General features: G+C 66.0%; 18 protein-coding genes. 12 read left to right on the top strand and 6 right to left on the bottom strand.

Annotation, left to right across the window (positions count from 1 at the left end; translation table 11 throughout):
- The first annotated feature begins 14 nt into the window (after positions 1-14).
- The 3 genes from JEY66_RS32820 (at position 15) to JEY66_RS32810 (ending at position 3542) form a co-directional block, all read left to right on the top strand.
- Positions 15-1460 carry an amidase family protein gene (locus tag JEY66_RS32820; RefSeq protein ID WP_018270333.1) on the top strand — a complete coding sequence of 482 codons (1446 nt, stop codon included), beginning with the start codon at positions 15-17 and terminating at the stop codon, positions 1458-1460.
- A gap of 232 nt (positions 1461-1692) precedes the next feature.
- Positions 1693-2913, top strand: a complete 1221-nt coding sequence (locus JEY66_RS32815; RefSeq protein ID WP_018270335.1) for an ABC transporter substrate-binding protein — start codon at positions 1693-1695, stop codon at positions 2911-2913.
- A gap of 203 nt (positions 2914-3116) precedes the next feature.
- A complete protein-coding gene (locus tag JEY66_RS32810) occupies positions 3117-3542 on the top strand; it encodes a GFA family protein (RefSeq protein WP_026192428.1) in 426 nt (141 codons plus the stop codon).
- 383 nt (positions 3543-3925) lie between these two features.
- Here the strand turns inward: JEY66_RS32810 and JEY66_RS32805 are convergent, their stop codons facing one another.
- Complete coding sequence (locus JEY66_RS32805; protein ID WP_018269073.1) at positions 3926-4963, bottom strand: IS110 family RNA-guided transposase; 1038 nt, start codon at positions 4961-4963, stop codon at positions 3926-3928.
- 233 nt (positions 4964-5196) lie between these two features.
- On the opposite strand from JEY66_RS32805, the gene cnbZ reads away from it, so the two are divergent.
- The 8 genes from cnbZ (at position 5197) to hemC (ending at position 12657) form a co-directional block, all read left to right on the top strand.
- The gene (gene cnbZ, locus JEY66_RS32800) at positions 5197-5949 is read left to right on the top strand and encodes a 2-amino-5-chloromuconate deaminase CnbZ (RefSeq protein ID WP_016846402.1); all 753 of its coding nucleotides are present in this window, start codon (positions 5197-5199) and stop codon (positions 5947-5949) included.
- A 124-nt stretch (positions 5950-6073) separates the two neighbouring features.
- On the top strand, positions 6074-7666 hold the full coding sequence (locus JEY66_RS32795; protein WP_016846403.1) for an NAD(P)/FAD-dependent oxidoreductase: 1593 nt from the start codon (positions 6074-6076) through the stop codon (positions 7664-7666).
- A gap of 162 nt (positions 7667-7828) precedes the next feature.
- Complete coding sequence (locus JEY66_RS32790) at positions 7829-8071, top strand: c-type cytochrome (protein ID WP_018270337.1); 243 nt, start codon at positions 7829-7831, stop codon at positions 8069-8071.
- A 23-nt stretch (positions 8072-8094) separates the two neighbouring features.
- Positions 8095-8595 carry a RidA family protein gene (locus tag JEY66_RS32785; RefSeq protein WP_016846405.1) on the top strand — a complete coding sequence of 167 codons (501 nt, stop codon included), beginning with the start codon at positions 8095-8097 and terminating at the stop codon, positions 8593-8595.
- Between the two features lie 129 nt (positions 8596-8724).
- Positions 8725-10143 carry a M20/M25/M40 family metallo-hydrolase gene (locus JEY66_RS32780; protein ID WP_100213841.1) on the top strand — a complete coding sequence of 473 codons (1419 nt, stop codon included), beginning with the start codon at positions 8725-8727 and terminating at the stop codon, positions 10141-10143.
- The gene (locus JEY66_RS32775) at positions 10143-10961 is read left to right on the top strand and encodes an aspartate dehydrogenase (protein WP_016846407.1); all 819 of its coding nucleotides are present in this window, start codon (positions 10143-10145) and stop codon (positions 10959-10961) included. Before JEY66_RS32780 ends, JEY66_RS32775 begins: the two co-directional genes overlap by 1 nt.
- Positions 10961-11581: a bifunctional nicotinamidase/pyrazinamidase gene (gene pncA / locus JEY66_RS32770; RefSeq protein ID WP_018270339.1), complete on the top strand. Its 621-nt coding sequence runs from the start codon at positions 10961-10963 to the stop codon at positions 11579-11581. Before JEY66_RS32775 ends, pncA begins: the two co-directional genes overlap by 1 nt.
- Positions 11582-11646: 65 nt before the next feature.
- Entirely contained in the window at positions 11647-12657 is a 1011-nt protein-coding gene (gene hemC, locus JEY66_RS32765; RefSeq protein WP_016846409.1) for a hydroxymethylbilane synthase, read from the top strand.
- A gap of 22 nt (positions 12658-12679) precedes the next feature.
- On the opposite strand, the gene JEY66_RS32760 is transcribed toward hemC, so the two are convergent.
- The gene (locus JEY66_RS32760; protein WP_016846410.1) at positions 12680-13468 is read right to left on the bottom strand and encodes a crotonase/enoyl-CoA hydratase family protein; all 789 of its coding nucleotides are present in this window, start codon (positions 13466-13468) and stop codon (positions 12680-12682) included.
- Positions 13469-13494: 26 nt separating this feature from the next.
- Positions 13495-14625 (bottom strand): aromatic ring-hydroxylating oxygenase subunit alpha, encoded by a 1131-nt coding sequence (locus tag JEY66_RS32755; RefSeq protein WP_038376297.1) that lies wholly within the window; start codon positions 14623-14625, stop codon positions 13495-13497.
- 170 nt (positions 14626-14795) lie between these two features.
- On the opposite strand from JEY66_RS32755, the gene JEY66_RS32750 reads away from it, so the two are divergent.
- Positions 14796-15746: a LysR substrate-binding domain-containing protein gene (locus JEY66_RS32750; RefSeq protein WP_244620803.1), complete on the top strand. Its 951-nt coding sequence runs from the start codon at positions 14796-14798 to the stop codon at positions 15744-15746.
- Here the strand turns inward: JEY66_RS32750 and JEY66_RS32745 are convergent.
- From JEY66_RS32745 to JEY66_RS32735, 3 genes are read right to left on the bottom strand one after another with little or no spacing between them, the layout of a single operon-like run.
- On the bottom strand, positions 15743-16435 hold the full coding sequence (locus JEY66_RS32745) for a DUF1045 domain-containing protein (RefSeq protein WP_016846413.1): 693 nt from the start codon (positions 16433-16435) through the stop codon (positions 15743-15745). The genes JEY66_RS32750 and JEY66_RS32745 overlap by 4 nt on opposite strands.
- 9 nt (positions 16436-16444) lie before the next feature.
- A complete protein-coding gene (locus JEY66_RS32740) occupies positions 16445-17617 on the bottom strand; it encodes an alpha-D-ribose 1-methylphosphonate 5-triphosphate diphosphatase (protein ID WP_018270340.1) in 1173 nt (390 codons plus the stop codon).
- Positions 17614-18279, bottom strand: a complete 666-nt coding sequence (locus tag JEY66_RS32735) for an LbetaH domain-containing protein (protein ID WP_016846415.1) — start codon at positions 18277-18279, stop codon at positions 17614-17616. The genes JEY66_RS32740 and JEY66_RS32735 overlap by 4 nt, the downstream gene beginning before the upstream one ends.
- Between the last annotated feature and the right edge of the window lie 2 nt (positions 18280-18281).

Below are 18281 nucleotides of genomic sequence, written 5' to 3'. Positions count from 1 at the left end.
AGGCACTGAACATCATGGGAGAACATCACGTGACGAACGCACCGATCTGGCAATGGTCCGCCGTCGACACGGCCGCGGCGATCCGAAACAACCAAGTGACGTCGGAGGAGGTGGTCCGCGCCCATCTCGACCGCATGCAGGAAGCCAATCCGGCGCTCAACGCCGTCGTGGTCGATCTCGGCGCGTCAGCGATGCAGGCCGCCAAGGCTGCGGACGAGGCGTTGGCCGCGAGCAAGCGCGGAGGCGGCGCCGTCGGACCGCTGCACGGCGTGCCGGTCACGATCAAGATCAACATCGACGTCGAGGGCCAGGCCAATTCGAACGGCGTGGTGGCATTCAAGGACAACATCGCGCCGGGCGACTCGCCGGTGACGGCCAATCTCAAGAAGGCCGGCGCAATCATCATCGGCCTCACCAACACGCCGGAGTTCTCGCTGCGCGGCTTCACCGACAACCCGCTGCACGGCCTGACGCGCAATCCCTGGAATGCCGACGTGACCTGCGGCGGATCCTCGGGCGGCGCCGGCGCGTCGATCGCCGCCGGCATCGGCACCATCGCACACGGCAACGACATCGGCGGCTCGCTGCGTTGGCCGGCGCATTGCAACGGCATTGCCACCATCAAGCCGACCCAGGGCCGCATTCCCGCGTTCAATCCCAGCGCCACGGCGGAGCGGCCGCTGATGGCGCAGTTCATGTCGTCGCAAGGGCCGCTGGCGCGACACGTCGCCGACGTGCGCCTCGGCCTCGAGGTGATGGCGCAGCGCGATCCGCGCGATCCCTGGTATGTGCCGGCGCCGCTGACGAGGCCGAAGCCGGCCGGGCCGATCAAGGTCGCGCTCGCAAAGATCCCCGAGGACATGGCGACCGATCGCGGCGTCATCGCGCTCCAGCGCAAGGCGGCGGATCATCTGGCGGATGCGGGTTACGCGGTCAGCGAGGTGGAGGTGCCCGATCTCAACAAGGTCTGGCAGCTCTGGTGCGACCTGATCATGACCGAGGTTCGCGTGCTGCAGCAGGACCAGATGCTGGCGACCACCAGCGCCGACTTCCAGAAGACGTTCCGCGGCTTCATCGCGCTGGCCAATCAGCTCGATCAGGCCGGCTACATGAAGGCGATCGCCGAGCGCTCGCGCCACATCAGGAACTGGATGACCTTCCTCGAGCAGTATCCACTGGTCGTGATGCCGACCACGGTGCGCAAGACGCCGGAGGTCAATGCCGATCTCGGCGGCGATCAGCGCGTCAAGGATTTGTTCTGGAACGACCTGCGCTTCATTTCGTCGATGAACGTGCTGGGGCTGCCGGCGGCCGTGGTGCCGGTCGGCCTCGATGAGGGATTGCCGGTCGGCGTCCAGATCGTCGGCTCGCGCTATCGCGAGGACATGTGTCTTGACGCCGCCGAGGCGATCGAGCGCAAGGCCGGCATTCTGGTGCGGCAATTGTGGCAGCGGCGCTGAGTCGATCTCCACGCCACAGCGCATGATCCATTGGTATGATTCAGTGCACGCCGCGGCGAAATTTCGTCGCGGCGTTCGCATGATCGGCCTCGCGTGTGTCGACGCAATGGCTGTGTTCCTCCTCCCGGAATTTCTCAACGGAATCGCAGGGCGCCATGCCGGCGACGGGGTTGTCGGCGATCCCTGATTGCTTCAGGAGATCGTCCGAAACGTCGAAACACCCGGGAACGAAATGTCCATCACGAAACGCTCGTATCTCCTGATCGCAATGGCCGCCATGTGTCTCTCATTTGCGGCCGGCGCTGCCCGAGCGGAGGATGGCGTGCTGCGGGTCGGCATCATCACCGACATGAGCGGGCAATATTCCGACGGCAATGGCCCGGGATCGGTGATCGCGGCACAAATGGCGGCGGAGGAAATCGGCGGCACGGTCGCCGGACGCAAGATCGAGATCATTTCGGCCGATCACCAGAACAAGCCTGACGTGGCGACCGGCATCGTGCGCAACTGGATCGACAACAAGGGTGTCGACGTGGTCGCCGAAGGCGTCAATTCCGCGGTGGCGCTCGCGATCCAGACGGTGACGCGCGAACGCAAGAAGCTGTTCCTGATCTCGGGCTCCGGCTCGTCCGACCTCACCGGCAAGCAATGCTCGCCGACCAGCGTGCAGTGGACCTATGACACCTATGCCTCCTCGAACGCGACGGCGAAGGCCGTGGTGGCCCGCGGCGGCACGCCCTGGTTTTTCCTCACGGCGGATTATGCGTTCGGCCAGGCGCTGGAGCGCGATGCGAGCAAGGCCGTGACATCGGCCGGCGGCAAGGTGCTCGGCGCGGTTCGCCACCCCTTCGACACCGCCGATTTCTCGTCCTTCCTGCTGCAGGCCCAGTCCTCCGGCGCCAAGATCCTGGCGCTCGCCAATGCCGGTTCCGACTTCCGCAACGCGGTGTCGCAGGCCGACGAGTTCAACATCCGCGCCAGCATGCAACTCGTCGCGCTGCAGGTGACGCTCACCGACGTGCCTGCGCTTGGCCTCGCGCATGCGCACGATCTGCTGTTCACCGATTCCTTCTATTGGGATCGCACGCCGGAGACACGCGTCTTCGCCCAGGAGTTCTTCAAGCGTCATGGCGCGATGCCGACCGCCTACCAGGCCGGCGTCAACTCGGCGCTCCGGCACTATTTCAAGGCGGTCGCCGCCACCAACTCGGTCGATTCGGAAACCGTGATCGGGCAGATGCGCAAGACCCCGGTCAATGATTTCTTTGCCCAGAATGGCCTCGTGCGCGAGGACGGCCGGATGGTGCATGACATGTATCTGATGCGCATCAAGAAGCCGGAGGAGTCCAAGAGCAAATGGGACCTCTACGAGTATCTCGCGACGGTGCCGGGCGATCAGGCCTTCCGCCCGCTTGATGAAGGCGGCTGCCCTTATGTCGCCAAATCGCACTAGCCTCGTCAAAATTTGCATCGAGCCTTCGCGTGAGTTTTTCTCCTATCATGCGCGAGTTTTGATCGATTGTCCGGCGCTGATCCTGACGATACGTTCGGATTGAGATCGGTCTCAGTCGGCAGATCATGCTCCTGCGCGGTTCCGAGCGCACTGCGTGCGGCGCGTTGACCTCGCTGGGCGATCTGGACAGGAGACGCAGCAACATGACGGGCGACACGGGTGTTCGGGCTGGCCAGTGCCATTGCGGCGCAGTGCGTTTCGAGGTGACGCTCAGCGACGACTTCAATTCAATCCGCCGCTGCACCTGCTCTTACTGCCGGATGCGGGGCGCCGTCGTTGCCATGGCTGAAATGGGCGGGATCAAGGTCCTGCATGGCGAGGATACGTTGACAAGCTACCGCTTCCATACCGGATCGGTGCAGCACTTCTTCTGTTCGCGCTGCGGAATCTACACCCATCATCAACGGCGATCGAACCAGAACCTGTATGCCGTCAACGTGGCTTGCCTCGACGGCGTAAGCCCGTTCGATTTCCCCGAGGTGCCTGTGATGGACGGCGTCAATCATACGAACGACACCGGCAAGCCGACGCGCCGGGCAGGCACACTCCGCTTCATCCCGGCCGACTGACGATCGCTGTCGGCCGACGACCGCCCGGCTAGTCGCGGGACGACCGTGAGAGGTGAGAGGGAGGTGAACCCTTCCGCCGGTGATCGTGCAACAAGTTCGGTGTCGTCCCTGCGAAAGCGGGGACCCATATGTGGACGGCCCCCGTGGCACAAGAGCTTTTTGGTGAGATCGGATCGCTTGCATCCATATGTCCGGCCTGTTGAGTGCGATCGGTCGATCGCTGGCCAAGATGGGTTGCGCGATGCGAGTTCCAAACAACCAGGCGACCTGTTGACGGCCGATGGGTCTCACGGATTGTCTCGCATCGTTGCTCGATCGATCGCTCCATCTGCTCCTGCAGCTCCGGGTCGACCGGCGAGCGAGCCCGCCGGCCGGCCAATCGATTAGGCGGCGGCTGTCATGGGCTTGATCCGTGCCGCCTCGTAACTCTCGCCCGTCGCCATCAACTTCCAGGCGATACGGGCTACTTTGTTGGCAAGCGCCACGGCCGCAAGCTTCGGCGGCTTGCGCTGGATCAGGGCCAGCAGCCAGCGCGAGTGATGACCGCGTCCGCGCCTGGCCTGCTGGATCACCGCCGTGGCCCCGATGACCAGCAGACGGCGCAGGTCCTCATCGCCCGCCCGCGTGATCTTGCCAAGCCTGGTCCTGCCGGCGGTAGAGTGGTCCTTGGGTGTCAATCCCAGCCAGGCCGCAAAATGACGACCAGAACGGAACGCGTGCGGATCAGGTGTCTTCATCACCAGCGCGGTTGCAACGATCGGACCGACCGAGGGGATCTCAGCCAGGCGCCGGCCCGTGGCATCGCCGCGGTGCCAGGCCATCAGCTTGGCCTCAACCGCCTTCAACTCACCCTCGAGCCTGGCGCGCTCCCGGCCCAGCACCACAAACAGCTCGCGTGCCAGGGCGGGAAGCGTCTCGTCCTGCGCAATCCGCGCCAGCAGTGGCTCGATCGCGTCCAGTCCTTTGGGTGCGATCAGGCCATACTCCGCCGCATGGCCGCGGATCGTATTGGTCAGCTGGGTGCGCCGGACGATCAATCCGTCGCGGACGCCCATCAGCATCAGCGCAGCCTGCTGCTCGGCCGTCTTCACCGGCACGAAGCGCATGCTCCGCCGGCTCATCGCTTCACACAGACCTTCTGCATCCCGCCCGTCATTCTTGTTCCGCATCACGTAGGGTTTAACCAATTGCGGTGCCATCAGCTTCACTTCGTGACCGAGCTTGGAAAGCTCCCGCGCCCAATGTTGCGAAGCCCCGCAGGCCTCCATCCCGATCACGGTCGGCGGCAATTTGGCGAAGAACTCCAGCACCTGTTTGCGCGACAGCTTCTTGCGCAGCACCACCTGCTCCGCCGCATCAACCCCATGCAGCACAAAAATATACTTCGACGTATCAATCCCAATGCGGATAATCTGGTTCACGGACGGCTCCCATGTATGAGATCTAGACAACCTCATTCTGGCACACTGATGCCGTAGGGGGCCGTCCACACCATCAACCACCGATGGCCATTGTTGAGCAGTGCTGCAACCGCAAGTCCCCTCCACAACAACCGCCGCGGAGTATGGGTCCCTGCTTTCGCAGGGACGACAGCTGTGGTGAAATCAAGCAGGACGTCATCGCGACGGCCACATCACCGTGTTCACGAGGCACCATGACCAACACCATCGAGGCTTCCGACGGCGGCTACCGCTTCATGCCCGGCGTCAGTCAGTATTCCTGCGGCATCGGTACGCTGCCCGGCTTTGCCATCGAGCGCGTCAGCTTCTCTGAACCGGTGCCCTTGCGCGCCGGTTTTGCAAGGATTGCCGACATCATCAAAGCGGTGGGTCGTCCGCTGACGGCGTTCGGCGCCTGCGAGCTGCGTTCCCCGGCGCCGTTCACCGAGGACGGCTTCAGGGCCTTCAACGAAATCTACATCAAGACGCTGGTGGCCTGGGGCGTGATGCGGGACGGCGTCAATCCGGTGGCGCGCAGCAATGTCTGTCCGAAGCTCGATCCACCCGGCGAGCCGAGCTTCCACGCCTTCTGCTACACGGTGCCGGCCGCCAAGGACGCACCAACCAGCTTTGTCGTCGCCGGCAGCGGCGAGTCGGTCGAGGGCAAGGCCAATTATCGGGATCACACCGTCGCCCTCGGCGACACCAGCCCGGCCGGCCTCCTGGCGAAGGCGAAATTCGTGGCTGACGAGATGGAACGCCGGATGAGCGCGTTCGGCGGCCGTTGGCAGGACACCACCGCGGTGCAGCTCTACACGGTGCACGACGCCTATCCGGTGCTGGAAAGCGAGCTCGGCCGCCGCGGCGTGCTTCGCAACGGCTTGACCTGGCATTTCGACCGGCCGCCGGTGGTTGGGCTCGACTTCGAAATGGATTGCCGGCGCGTGCATCGCGAACGCGTGGTGTGATGTGTCGGTCGCGTGATGCATCAAAAGCGCGTGTGGGTGCATGTGGAAGCGTGCGCCCTTTCTTGACACGGATCGCGTCAACCGTTTCCCTTCGCCATCGACGTCAGCGGCTGGGTGAGCGCGGGTGCAGAACGAATCTGTAATCAGGCGGCGGGATCTGCTGGCGCTGATCGGCACCATTGCCGGCAGTTCGGCGATGTATCACGCGATGACGAGCCTCGGCTTCGCGTCGGAATCCGCCTACAAGGGGCCGCTGAAGCTCGCAGGCGACGTGAAGGGCGCCTCGGTGCTGATTCTCGGCGCAGGGCTTGCCGGAATGACCGCAGCGCTGGAGCTGCGCAAGGCCGGCTACAAGGTCCAGATCCTCGAATTCAACAGCCGCGCGGGCGGCCGCAACTGGTCGATCCGCGGCGGCGACAGTTTTGTCGAGCTCGGCGGCTTCAGGCAGACCAGCCAGTTCGAGCAGGGGCTCTATCTCAATCCCGGCCCGTGGCGGATTCCCTATCATCACCGTGCGCTGCTCGATTACTGCCGCCGGCTCAATGTGACGCTGGAACCCTTCATCCAGCTCAACCACAACGCCTATCTGCACGCGACGCGTGCATTCGGCGGCAAGCCGCAGCGCTTTCGCAGCATCAAGGCGGATTTCCAGGGCGGGGTTTCGGAGCTGCTCGCAAAGATCACCCAGCAGGGCCGGCTCGACGAGACCGTCGGCAAGGAAGATCAGGAGATCCTGCTGCAGTCGCTGCGCGACTGGGGCGCGCTGGATCGCGACTACAAGTACAACGCCAACCTCGTGTCGGCCGAGTTCCGCGGTTATGCGCGCGATCCCGGCGGCGGCTTGATGGGCGATCCGCTGCCCAGCGACCCGATCCCGCTGCAGGAGCTGCTGCGGTCGCGGATGTGGCGCTATCTGCAGACCTTCGCGCGCTACGATTTCCAGACCACCATGTTCCAGCCGGTCGGCGGCATGGACATGATCGGCAAGGCGTTCGCGCGCGAGGTCGGCGATCTCATCCGCTATGGCGCCAAGGTGACGCAGATCCAGCAGAACGGCTCCGGCGTCACCGTCAGCTATGTCGACACCGCCAGTCCATCCACGGTGCAGCAGGCGACCGCCGACTGGTGCATCTGCACCATCCCGTTGCCGATCCTGAGCCAGTTGCCGGTCGATGTCAGCGCGCCGATGAAGAGTGCGATCGACTCCGTGCCGTATGCCGCCTCGGTGAAGATCGGCCTGCAGTTCAAGCGGCGGTTCTGGGAGGAGGATGACGCGATCTATGGCGGCATCAGCTACACCGACCTGCCGATCCGGCAGATCGCCTATCCGAACTATGGCTTCAACCGCGGCGGCCGCGGCATCCTGCTCGGCGCCTACATGTATGGCGGTGCCAATTCCTTCGAGTTCACCGCGATGACGCCGGCCGAGCGGGTCGCCAGCGCGGTCGAGTTCGGCGCCGCAATCCATCCGCAGTACAGAAGCGAATTCGAGAACGGCGTCGCGGTGGCCTGGCATCGCGTGCCGTTCACGCTCGGCTGCGCCGGCGAATGGACCGAAGCAGCCCGCGCGCAGCATTACCGCAATCTCTGCCAGATCGACGGCCGTATCGTGCTGGCGGGCGAGCACGCCTCGCAGCTGCCGGCCTGGCAGGAGGGCGCGATCCTGTCCGCGCTCGACGTCATCTCCCGGCTGCACGAACGCGTGGTGAAAACGTGATGATGCGGACCGCAACATCCGTCGCCGCTGCACTGGCGCTGCTGTCGGCGACGGCAGCCCTTGGACAGGACAGCGGCGTGGGCAAGCGCACCTTCTCTTCGGGGTATCGCTTCGTCGAGATGACCGGCGAGGAGCTGTTCGCCAATGTGCCAAGGCTGCCACATGCCGGATGCGACGGGCGCGACCGGGGCGGGCACGTACCCGTCGCTGGCCGGCAACAAGAATCTCGAGGCCGGCAGCTATCCGGTCTTCCTGGTCATCAATGGCCGCCGCGGCATGCCGGCGTTCGGCGACATGATGACCGATGGTCAGATCGCCGCCGTTGTGAATTATCTGCGGACGCACTTCAGCAATAACTATGAGGACGCGGTGACGACCAAGGATGTCCAGGACGCCCGCCGCTGACAAAAACACTCGGGGAGAGTTTGATGAAATTCATCGGTATCGCACTGGGTGCCGCGTTGTCGGCGATGGCGACCGCTGCCTCGGCTGACGTGGTCAGGCATCCGATTCCCAACTCGACATTCCCGATCGCACAGGCCGTGACCGTCACCGGCAACACCACGACCGTCTATGTCAGCGGCCAGGTGCCGCCGGTGATCAACAAGGACGCCGATCCGTCGAGCCCGCCGGCCTATGGCGATACCAAGACGCAGACCGTCGGCGTGCTCAACCGCATCAAGACCATTCTGGAAGGCCAGGGCCTTGGCATGGGCGACGTCGTCAAGATGCAGGTATTCCTGGTGCACAACGCATCCGCGCCGATGGACTTCAAGGCCTTCATGGAGGGCTACACCCAGTTCTTCGGCGGCAGCCAGCCGAACCTGCCGGCGCGCTCGGTGGTCGGCGTCGCAGCGCTCGCCAATCCCGGATTCCTGGTCGAGATCGAGGTGATCGCGGCCAAGGATACCAACAAGGATTCGAAATAAGGACTGCAAATAGCGTGCGCGAAACTGCGGAGCATGCGCGCGGAAATTGAAGGGCTTGCCGTCTTGCCAAAGCGCGTGTCGCCTGTCTGAATTCGCTCCAATCAGGTGGCGGAATTCCGGGAGAGCATGATGTCGCACAAGGCTAGAGACACCGTTCGATCGCTGCGGTTCGCGGCAGCGCTCGGTCCGGCGCTGCTCGCAACCGGCGCCGCGGCGCAGGGGCTGACCGAGCAGCAGCAATTCGCCCGCGGCATCTACCAGGAACTGGTCGAGATCAACACGACCACCGCGACCGGCGATACCCAGAAGGCGGCGGAGGCGATGGGCGCGCGGCTCCGCGCGGCGGGCTTCCCCGAGGCCGACGTGCACGTGTTCTCGCCGGCGCCGCACAAGGGCAATCTGGTGGCGCGGCTGCACGGCTCCGGCGCGCGCAAGCCGATCCTCCTGGTCGCCCATATCGACGTCGTCCCTGCGCTTCGCGAGGACTGGACGGTCGATCCGTTCAAGCTCACCGAGCAGGACGGCTATTTCTATGGCCGCGGCTCCGGCGACGACAAATACATGGCGTCCGCCTTCATCACCAATCTGATCCGCTACAGGAAGGAGGGCTACAAGCCCGACCGCGACATCATCGTGGCGCTCGAGACCGACGAGGAGATCCTCGATGCCAACGGTCTCGGCATGCAGTGGCTGATCAAGAACCACCGCGACCTGATCGACGCCGAGTTCGCGCTCAATGAAGGCGGCGGCGTCGGTCTCAAGAGCGGCAAGGCGATCCGCAACAGCGTGCAGACCAGCGAGAAGGTCTCGATCGGCTACCAGCTCACGGTGAAGGATCGCGGCGGCCATTCCTCGCTGCCACGCAAGGACAATGCGATCTATCACCTCGCTGGAGGCCTGGTGCGGCTCTCCAATTACAGCTTCCCGATGAACCTCAACGAGACCACCCGGATCTATTTCAGCAAGACCGCCGAGGTCGATACGTCGCATGCCGACGACATCAAAGCGATCCTGGCGCCGCAGCCCGATCCGGCGGCGCTGGCGCGATTGTCGGAGAATCCGGGCTACAATGCGCAGCTCCGCACCACCTGCGTCGCGACCATGCTGGAGGGCGGCCACGCCATCAACGCGCTGCCGCAGCTGGCGACCGCCAAGGTGAACTGCCGGATCCTGCCCGGCGAGCCGGTCGAGGGCGTGCAGGCGACGATCGAGCGCGTGCTCGCCGACAAGGAGATCGCGGTGGCTCCGACCGGCAAGGCCGTGCTGAGCCCGCCGTCGCCCCTCAACGAGGAGATCATGGGTTCGATCGAGAGGCTGTCGAAGGAGTTCTGGCCGGATGCGTCGATCGTTCCGGTCATGAGCACCGGCGCGACCGACGGCAGCTATCTGCGTAACGCGGGGATTCCGACCTATGGTCATTCCGGGCTGGCCGCCGATGTCGACGACAACCGTATCCATGGCAAGGACGAGCGCGTGCTCGTCAAGTCATTCTACGAGGGCGAGGAGTATCTCTATCGCCTGGTCAAGATGCTCGCCGGCGGGAAATGATGGCTGACAGCAAGGCAAAGACACGGGTTGCGGTCGCCGGCCTCGGCGCGATCGGCACCGACGTCGCCAAGGCGCTCGATCAGGGCATCGAGGGCCTGACGCTGGTCGCGGTGTCGGCGAACAGCCCGGACAAGCACCGCGGATGGGTGGCGGAGCTCAAGTCGGCGCCGAAGCTGGTGCCGATCGAGCAACTGGCGGAGGTCGCCGACATCGTGGTCGAGTGCGCGCCGAGCAAGCTGGTCCGTTCGATCGTGGCGCCGGTGGTCGAGCGCGGCAAGACCGCGGTCGTGCTCAGCGTCGGTGCGCTGCTGCAGAACGAGGACCTCGTCGATCTCGCGAGAGCCCATGGCGGCCAGATCATCGTGCCGACCGGCGCGCTGATCGGGCTCGATGCCGTGACCGCGGCGGCCGTCGGGACCATTCATTCGGCCAAGCTCGTGACGCGCAAGCCGGTCGCGGGCCTGGTCGGTGCGCCGCATCTGGCCGAGAACAACATCCAGATCGAAGGCATCACCGAGCCGCTGCGCATCTTCGAGGGCAGTGCGCGCGACGCCGCCAAGGGCTTTCCGGCCAACCTCAACGTCGCGGTGGCGCTGTCGCTGGCCGGCATCGGCCCCGACCGCACAAGGGTCGAGATCTGGGCGGATCCGACCGTGACCCGCAACACCCACCGGATCGAGGTCGATTCCGATTCCGCGCGGTTCTCGATGATGATCGAGAACATTCCTTCGGAGAACCCGAAGACCGGCCGCATCACCGCGCTGTCGGTGATCGCCTGCCTGCGCAAGCTGCGCGCGTCATTGCGGATCGGCACATGATGAAGATTGCGCCCGACGATCTGTTGCTGGTCATCGACGTGCAGAACGATTTCTGCCCCGGCGGTGCGCTGGCGGTCGCGGACGGCGATGCCGTCGTGCCGGTCGTCAACCGGCTCGCCGCGCGGTTCGACCATGTCGTGCTGACCCAGGACTGGCACCCGGCCGGCCACAGCTCGTTTGCGACCTCGCATCCGGGCGCGGCGCCGTTCTCCGAGATCGCCATGCCGTATGGGCGGCAGACGCTGTGGCCGGATCATTGCATCCAGGGCAGCGCGGGCGCGGCGTTTCATCCCGACCTTGCGATCGACCGGGCCGAGCTCGTGATCCGCAAGGGCTTCCGCGTCGCGATCGATTCCTACTCGGCATTCTTCGAGAACGACCGCAAGACGCCGACCGGGCTCGCCGGCTATCTGCGCGAGCGCGGCCTCAGGCGCGTCGTGATGGCCGGGCTGGCGACGGATTTCTGCGTGCAGTATTCGGCGCTCGATGCGCGGCGGCTCGGTTTCGAGACCACGGTGGTGCTGGCAGGCTGCCGCGCCATCGATCTCGGCGGTTCGCTTGCCGTCGCGACCGCGGCGATGCGCGCGGCCGGGGTGCAGCTTGTCGAGGAGCTCGTCTGAGCGTGGCCAAAGAGGGGCAAAAACCGTTGTTTTGACTGGCTTTTTGTTCTAATCCCCAGCCGTTGATGATCACGCGCAGCGGAGCTTTCGTGTCGGGACAGGTTTTGCGGATTGGGACGCGCAAGAGCGCGATGGCGCTCGCGCAGACGGATGAGGTCGCGCGGCTGCTGCGCGCTTCGGCGCCGGACCTTGCCGTCGACATCGTCAAGTTCGAGACCCGCGGCGACCAGGACCAGACCAGCAAGCTGTTGCGCCATGGCGGCAAGGGCGGCGCCTTCGTCGCCGAGATCCGCGAAGCCATGCGTGCCGGCACCTTGCAGGCGGCGATGCATTCGCTGAAGGACGTGCCGGGCAATGAGGAGACGCCGGGTCTCGTCCTCGCGGCGATGCTGGCGCGCGATGCCGCCAATGACAGCCTCGTGCTGCGTCCCGGCCTGTCGCTCGACACCCTCCGCGCCGCGCGCGGCAAGGGCTTCATGATCGGCACCAACGCCGTGCGCCGCGCCGCCTATCTGCGCCGGCTGTTTCCGGAAGCGACCGTGATCCATTATCGCGGCGCCGCCGACACGCGAGTTGCAAAACTCGATCGGGGCGACAAGCAGCGGCTGCCCGATGGCGGCGAGGTCGGGCCGGCGGATGCGCTGGTGATGGCGCGCTCGGGCCTCGAGCGCATCGGCATGACCGCGCGCATCGCGCACGATTTCTCGGTCGGCGAGATGCTGCCGGCGGTCGGCCAGGGCATTGTCGCGGTGGAATGCGTGGAGACCGACTGGACGACGCGGGGCCGGCTGGCCGGGATCGACAACGCGCCGTCGCGGCTTACCGCCGAGGCCGAGCGCGAGGTGCTGTGGGTGCTCAACGGCCATTGCAATTCGCCGATCGCCGGCCACGCCACGCTCGCGGGCAGCGAGATGACGCTGCGCGCCTCGGTGCTCGACGAGGCCGGCGCCGGCTTCATTGAGGTGACGCGGCGCGGGCCCGCGGATCGTCCGCGCGAACTCGGCCGCGCCGTCGGCATGGAACTGCTCGCGAAGGGCGCCGCCGAGATCATCGACCGAACCCGGGTGGACGAGTAGCGCCGCCGCTGCAATCGGTTTCTCAGGCGATGTCGGCGAAATCGCCGTGCCGGCCTTTGCCCGCCGCGAAGCGGCGTGCGCCGGCCTCGGTCTCGCCGCTCGCAACCGTCGCAAGCCCGAGGCGAAACTCGTTCAGCGTAGCCTGCTCCCAGCCGAGCCCCCATTGCTCGATCGCGGAGAGCCGGTCGCTGCGCAACGCCGCCTGCGGCAGGCGGCACAGATCGTGGGCGAGGCTCCGCGCTTCGGTGAGCGCCGTTCCGGGTGCGACGACGCGGTTGGCGAGCCCGATTCGTCCGGCCTCCTCGCCGGAGACGCCGCGTCCGGTGAGGATCATGTCCATCGCGCGGCTGTGTCCGATCAGCCGCGGCAGGCGCACGGTGCCGAGATCCATCAACGGTACGCCGAAGCGCCGGCAATAAATGCCGAAGGTGGCGTCACGCGCGACGACCCTAAGATCGCACCAGATCGCAAGCTCGAGGCCGCCCGCCACGGCGGGGCCCTCGACGGCGGCGATCACCGGCTTCGACAGCTTCATCCGCGTCGGGCCCATCGGGCCGTCGCCGTTCTCGACGCGGTGGCCGCGATGGCCGGCCGCGGTGCGCTTGAGGTCGAAGCCGGCGCAGAACGCGCCGCCCGCGCCGGTCAGGATCGCGACCGACAGCGACGGATCGCGATCGAAGGCGCGGAACGCCTGCGCCAGCCCCTGCGCGGTCTCCGGATTGACCGCATTGCGCGCCTCGTCATAGCGATCGATGGTCACGATCGCGACGGCCTGCTCGGTTCGGTATTTGACGGTCGGGTGGTCCAGCATGTTCGGTCCTCAGCAGTGTGGTCGGATCAACGTGCGCCAGTACGGCTCTCGATGATCGCGGCCAGGTTCTGGTGAAAATGCCTGATCGCGCCTTCGAACAGGCCGAAGGTGAATTGGGCATTTGCCCGGGTTGCGAGCCCGCGCTGCGCGGCGCAGGCCATCTCACGGTCCTCGGCCGCGCCCGCGGTGACGAAATCGCGTCCTTGGGCGACCGCGGTGCGGCCATCTTCCGCGGCGATCTGGTTCGACAGCGTGTAGGTGACGAGCCGGGTGCGGTCCACCGCCAGCGGCTCGAGCACGGTCATCAGCCGATTGGTCGGGAAGGTCGAGAGCATCACGTTCGGAAACAAATGATAGACATGCGTCAGCATGCCGGCCGTCCTGCGCTCGCCCGGCGGTACGTTGCGCAGCTTCTCGATGCGCCGATAGGGGAAGCTGATCCGGCTGTTGCGGCCGAACGGCTCGATCACATTGAGATTGTCGTACTGCAGCGGATAGAACGTGTCCTGATGCGTCGATCGGATATGATAGCCTTCGAGGAACCCTTCAGCGACGATCTTCCAGTTGGCCTCGACCTCCTGCGCGGTGGTCGCGTACAGCTTCCAGTCGTCACCGAACAGCGTCGGCATGCCGCCGGCCTCTGATGTCGCGGCGGGATCGTCCTGCGAGACGAACACCAGGCCGTCGCGCTCGATGCAGGTGACCGGCACGAGCCCATGCGTGTCCTTGTCGAGGCCGGGAAAGCCGTAATCGTCGGGGATGCGGCGCAGCCGGCCGTCGAGACCGTAGGTCCAGCCGTGATAGCGGCAGGTGAGCGCCTTCTTGCAGCCGGCCCCGTCGACGAGTTGCACGCCGCGGTGCCGGCACGCATTGCGGAAGGCGCGCGCGACGCCGTCCGCGCCACGGATCGCGACAACAGGCGTCAGCGCCGCGTCCCGCGCGACATAGGCGCCGATCTCGGCGAGCGCGGCCGACGGACAGAACGGCGTCAGCGTGCGGCGGAATACGTGTTCGATCTCGGCCGCGAAGCGATCCTGCGCCAGATAATGCGCGACGGGTTCGTGCCAGATGCCGTCGCTGAGATCGGTCGATTTGGCATCGATATGCCTGAGGATGCGGTCGACGATGGATGCTTCGTCCGCGAGCTGTGCCGTCATCGCCGTTCTCCCGCTCTGCTGGCCGGGCTTGCCGCCGGTCTGTTTCGAGGGGCAGATTCGCCCATTGCCCTGCAGGCGACAAGCGAAACGAGCCGGGTTCGGATGAATGAAATTCATGCGAACAATTTTTCCGCGCGACATCGACGGGGCCCGGCCGCTAGTATCGGCTGATGAGCAGGAACAACCCAAGGCCGGGGCGCCGGTCGCTGTCGCAAGGGAGGGAAGACCTCGCTGCTGCAAGCCTCCGGCCGGCGCATCTGCTGGCATTGCAGGCGTTCGATGTCGCAGTCAGGCTCGGCAGCTTCAAGGAGGCCGCGGGCGTGCTGAATGTCAGCGCCTCGGCGATCAGCCATCGCATTCGCAATCTCGAAATCCATCTTGGCGTCGCGCTGTTTCACCGTACCCATCGCGTGGTTCGGCCGTCTCCTGCCGGTGAGAAGCTGGCCGCCGCGACCGGTCGCGCGTTTGCACTGCTGGCGCAGGCGGAATCGGCGGTCGAGGCGGCCGGCCAGCGCCGGCTACGGCTCAAGGTGCTGCCGCAGTTCGCGTCGGCTTGGCTAATCCCGCGGCTATCCTCGTTCCTCACCCGGCATTCCGAGCTCGATCTTGCGATCGAGACCTCGAACCGCAATGTCGATTTCGACGCCGAGACATTCGATGCCGGCATCAGCTTCGGGCCCGACAAGCCCGAAGGCGTCGTCGCGCATCGCTTGATGGAGGTGAGGACCGTTCCGGTCGGCGCGCCGGCGCTGACCCGGCGGTTGAAGCTGCGCACCGCTGCCGATCTCGGCCGCGGCGTCCTGATCCATGTGACGACATTCCCCGCAGCCTGGCCGCTCTGGTTCAAGCATGCCGGCGAGCCCGCGCCGCCCGCAACGCGCGCGATCTCGGTCGACAGTTTTGTGGCGGCGCTGCAGGCTGCCGAGCGCGGTGCCGGTGTCGCGCTCGCGCTCGAACCCTTTATCGGGGAAAGCGAGCGGCGCGGCGCGATTCGCCGGCTCCTGCCGGTCGGCCACGTCACCGGCAGCTATTGGCTGGTTCATCCGCCGGGCGCGCAGCGCAGTCGCGCGCTGCAGACATTCAAGAAGTGGCTGCTGGCCGAGCTCGCGAAGCCAAATTAGCTCGCCCGCAGTTGCCAGCTGCCGATGATGCGGAAGCGGGATGCGCCATCGGCCTGCTTGAGCAGCGCGATGCGGTCGATGGCCAGCGTCGCAAGCTCGATCGCCGCGAACCGCTCGCGCAGCTGGGCCACGATCGGGCCGCGCCGCTCGTCGCTCAGCCGCCCCGTCAGCGTCATGTGGAAGCGGAACTCCTCCATGACGTAGGGATAGCCCCAGCGATCGAGATAGTCGCACTGCCGCGCGGTGAGCCGCTCGGGCTTGCGCCGCGCGCGATCCGCGGCCGTCAGCGGGGCACGGAACGCGTCGAATTCCGCGACGCAATCGGCGGCAAGCTGTTGCAGCTCGTCCGAGCGGCCGGCCGGAATCACCGCGATGAAGCCGCTGATCGCATCGACCACCGGTTCGATCACCGGAATGCGCCGCGCGCGGCCGGCGAAGGCGGCACAGGCATCGAGAAGCTCGGCCTCGCTCCGACCGGCGGCGAGCGCGGTGGGCGCCTTCAGCGTGGCGTGGAATCCATACTTGCGCGGATCTTCGGTGACCTCGCGCCAGTCGGGCGTGACGCCATCGGGAAACGGCAGGTCGTCGCCCGAAACGGCATCGTAGCCGAGCAGCGTCGAACCGAAGCGGTGCAGGGCGCTGTCGGGTGACGGCGCATAATAGATCGCGTAGCGCGGAGTGCTGGCCATGGGACCGGACTATGCCGCCGCAACCGTCTTGCGCGGTGCGAGCGAATGAACGAGGCAGCTCGCGTCCGCCAGGTGCACCAGCCGTCCGGCCGCTATCACGGCGACGATGCGCGGCCGCAGCGGCACCTTGTCGTCGACGACGATGATGTCGGCACGGCGGCCCGCGGCGAGCTCGCCGCGGTCGGCGAGCCCTGCCGCGCGCGCCGGTGCCGACGAGATCAGGTCCCAGGCCCTGGCGAGCGGCAGGATGCCATCGGCGACGAGGCGGAACGCCGCGAGCAGCTGCGCCGGATAGTAGTAGTCCGACGCCAGCACCGAGCAGAGGCCCTGTGCGATCATGTCGGATGCCTTGGTCCAGCCGGTGTGACTGCCGCCACGCACCACATTGGGCGCGCCGAACACGATGAAGTCGCCCGCATCAGCGGCGTCGCGCGCGGTCTCCTCGTTGACAGGGAATTCGGCGATCACGGCGCCGAGCGCACGAAACTCCTGGCGCATCGCCGGGCTGTTGTCGTCATGCGACAGCATGCGGATATCGGCCGCGCGCGCAGCCGCTGCCAGTCGCGCGATCGAGGCGGGCACTTCGGGGCGGCGCGCCACGACCCGGTCGAGCATGTCGTTGACGGCCTCGACGGAGAGCCCGGTGCGCTCGGCCAGCTGGTTGCGCTTCTTCGGCTTGACGTTGCTGTGGTCGTTGAAGGCGAACAGGTCGATGCGGCCTTCGGCGAGCCATTGAATGATCTCGGCCTCGGCCTCGAGATTGTGGGTCTCGTGACGCAGGTGGAAGCGGGTGTCGGCGGCGAGCTGCGGCCGCAGCGCCTCGATCGCGTCGAGCAGTTTCCGCGCATTCTCCGCGCTGCGCAGGCCGGGCTCCCACGACCAGGTCGTGCCATGGAACACGGTGGTGATGCCGTTGGCGATCGCCTGCCGGTCGCTGTCGATCAACGCCACGTCGGTCGGGAAGTCGACGCTTGGGCGCGGCATCATCTGCCGCTCGAACGCATCGCCGTGCAGATCGATGATGCCGGGCAGCACCAGCAGGCCACTGACATCGATGTGAAGCGCGGCGCGACCCTGCTCGGCGTCGAGCGCGCCGATGTCGCGGCCCGCGGTCCGCAGCGAGGTCTCGACCAGGGCGCCGTCAACCAGCGTGCGCCCGCCCTCGATGAAAATGTCCGTCACGATGCGGCGCTCCGTTGTTTGGCTTGCGATTGGGATACGGCCTCGGCCTCATGCTTGTCGAGGAATTCCTCGACCGCGAGTTTGCGAAAGTCGGGCAGGACACGCCGAAGTGTTTCGTGATCCCAGTCCCACCACGCGAGCGCGGCGAGGCGGTCGGCGATCGTCTCGGAGAAGCGCCGCTTCACCGGCCGCGCCGGATTACCGGCAACGATGGTGTAGGCGGGCACATCCTTGGTCACGATCGCGCCGGCGGCGACCACAGCGCCGGTTCCGATGTTCCGGCCCGGTAACAGGATCGCGCCATGCCCGATCCAGACGTCATGGCCGATATGCACGTGATGCGCACGTCGCCAGTTGAAGAAGTCGGTGTCGTCGCTCTCTCCGGGAAAATACGCGCTGGCGCGGTAGGTGAAATGCGCCTGACTAGCGCGATGCATCGGGTGGTTGCCGGGATTGATGCGGGTCATCGCCGCGATCGAGCAGAACTTGCCGATCGAGCTGTAGGTGATCTGGCTGTCGTTCACGACGTAGGAGTAGTCATCCATGCTCACTTCAAGCAGGATCGTGCGCGCGCCGACCTCGGTGTATTTGCCGAGCTTGCTCTCACGGACCGACGCGGTCGGGTCGACGGTCGGCACAACCGAGAGTGTTTTTCCGGCCATCA

Origin of the sequence: Bradyrhizobium elkanii USDA 76 (assembly GCF_023278185.1) — a bacterium.
Classification (GTDB): Bacteria; Pseudomonadota; Alphaproteobacteria; order Rhizobiales; family Xanthobacteraceae; genus Bradyrhizobium; species Bradyrhizobium elkanii.
This window is presented reverse-complemented; position numbering and strand designations above follow the sequence as displayed.

Excerpts from the sequence above, each read along its gene's own strand:
- JEY66_RS32815 (WP_018270335.1), top strand. The coding sequence starts at position 1,693 with ATGTCCATCACGAAACGCTCGTATCTCCTGATCGCAATGGCCGCCATG.
- JEY66_RS32745 (WP_016846413.1), bottom strand. The coding sequence starts at position 16,435 with ATGGCCAGCACTCCGCGCTACGCGATCTATTATGCGCCGTCACCCGAC.
- JEY66_RS32755 (WP_038376297.1), bottom strand. The coding sequence starts at position 14,625 with ATGACGGCACAGCTCGCGGACGAAGCATCCATCGTCGACCGCATCCTC.
- hemC (WP_016846409.1), top strand. The coding sequence starts at position 11,647 with ATGATCACGCGCAGCGGAGCTTTCGTGTCGGGACAGGTTTTGCGGATT.
- JEY66_RS32810 (WP_026192428.1), top strand. The coding sequence starts at position 3,117 with ATGACGGGCGACACGGGTGTTCGGGCTGGCCAGTGCCATTGCGGCGCA.
- JEY66_RS32735 (WP_016846415.1), bottom strand. The coding sequence starts at position 18,279 with ATGGCCGGAAAAACACTCTCGGTTGTGCCGACCGTCGACCCGACCGCG.
- pncA (WP_018270339.1), top strand. The coding sequence starts at position 10,961 with ATGAAGATTGCGCCCGACGATCTGTTGCTGGTCATCGACGTGCAGAAC.
- JEY66_RS32790 (WP_018270337.1), top strand. The coding sequence starts at position 7,829 with ATGCCGGATGCGACGGGCGCGACCGGGGCGGGCACGTACCCGTCGCTG.
- JEY66_RS32760 (WP_016846410.1), bottom strand. The coding sequence starts at position 13,468 with ATGCTGGACCACCCGACCGTCAAATACCGAACCGAGCAGGCCGTCGCG.
- cnbZ (WP_016846402.1), top strand. The coding sequence starts at position 5,197 with ATGACCAACACCATCGAGGCTTCCGACGGCGGCTACCGCTTCATGCCC.
- JEY66_RS32785 (WP_016846405.1), top strand. The coding sequence starts at position 8,095 with ATGAAATTCATCGGTATCGCACTGGGTGCCGCGTTGTCGGCGATGGCG.
- JEY66_RS32750 (WP_244620803.1), top strand. The coding sequence starts at position 14,796 with ATGAGCAGGAACAACCCAAGGCCGGGGCGCCGGTCGCTGTCGCAAGGG.
- JEY66_RS32775 (WP_016846407.1), top strand. The coding sequence starts at position 10,143 with ATGGCTGACAGCAAGGCAAAGACACGGGTTGCGGTCGCCGGCCTCGGC.
- JEY66_RS32820 (WP_018270333.1), top strand. The coding sequence starts at position 15 with ATGGGAGAACATCACGTGACGAACGCACCGATCTGGCAATGGTCCGCC.
- JEY66_RS32780 (WP_100213841.1), top strand. The coding sequence starts at position 8,725 with ATGTCGCACAAGGCTAGAGACACCGTTCGATCGCTGCGGTTCGCGGCA.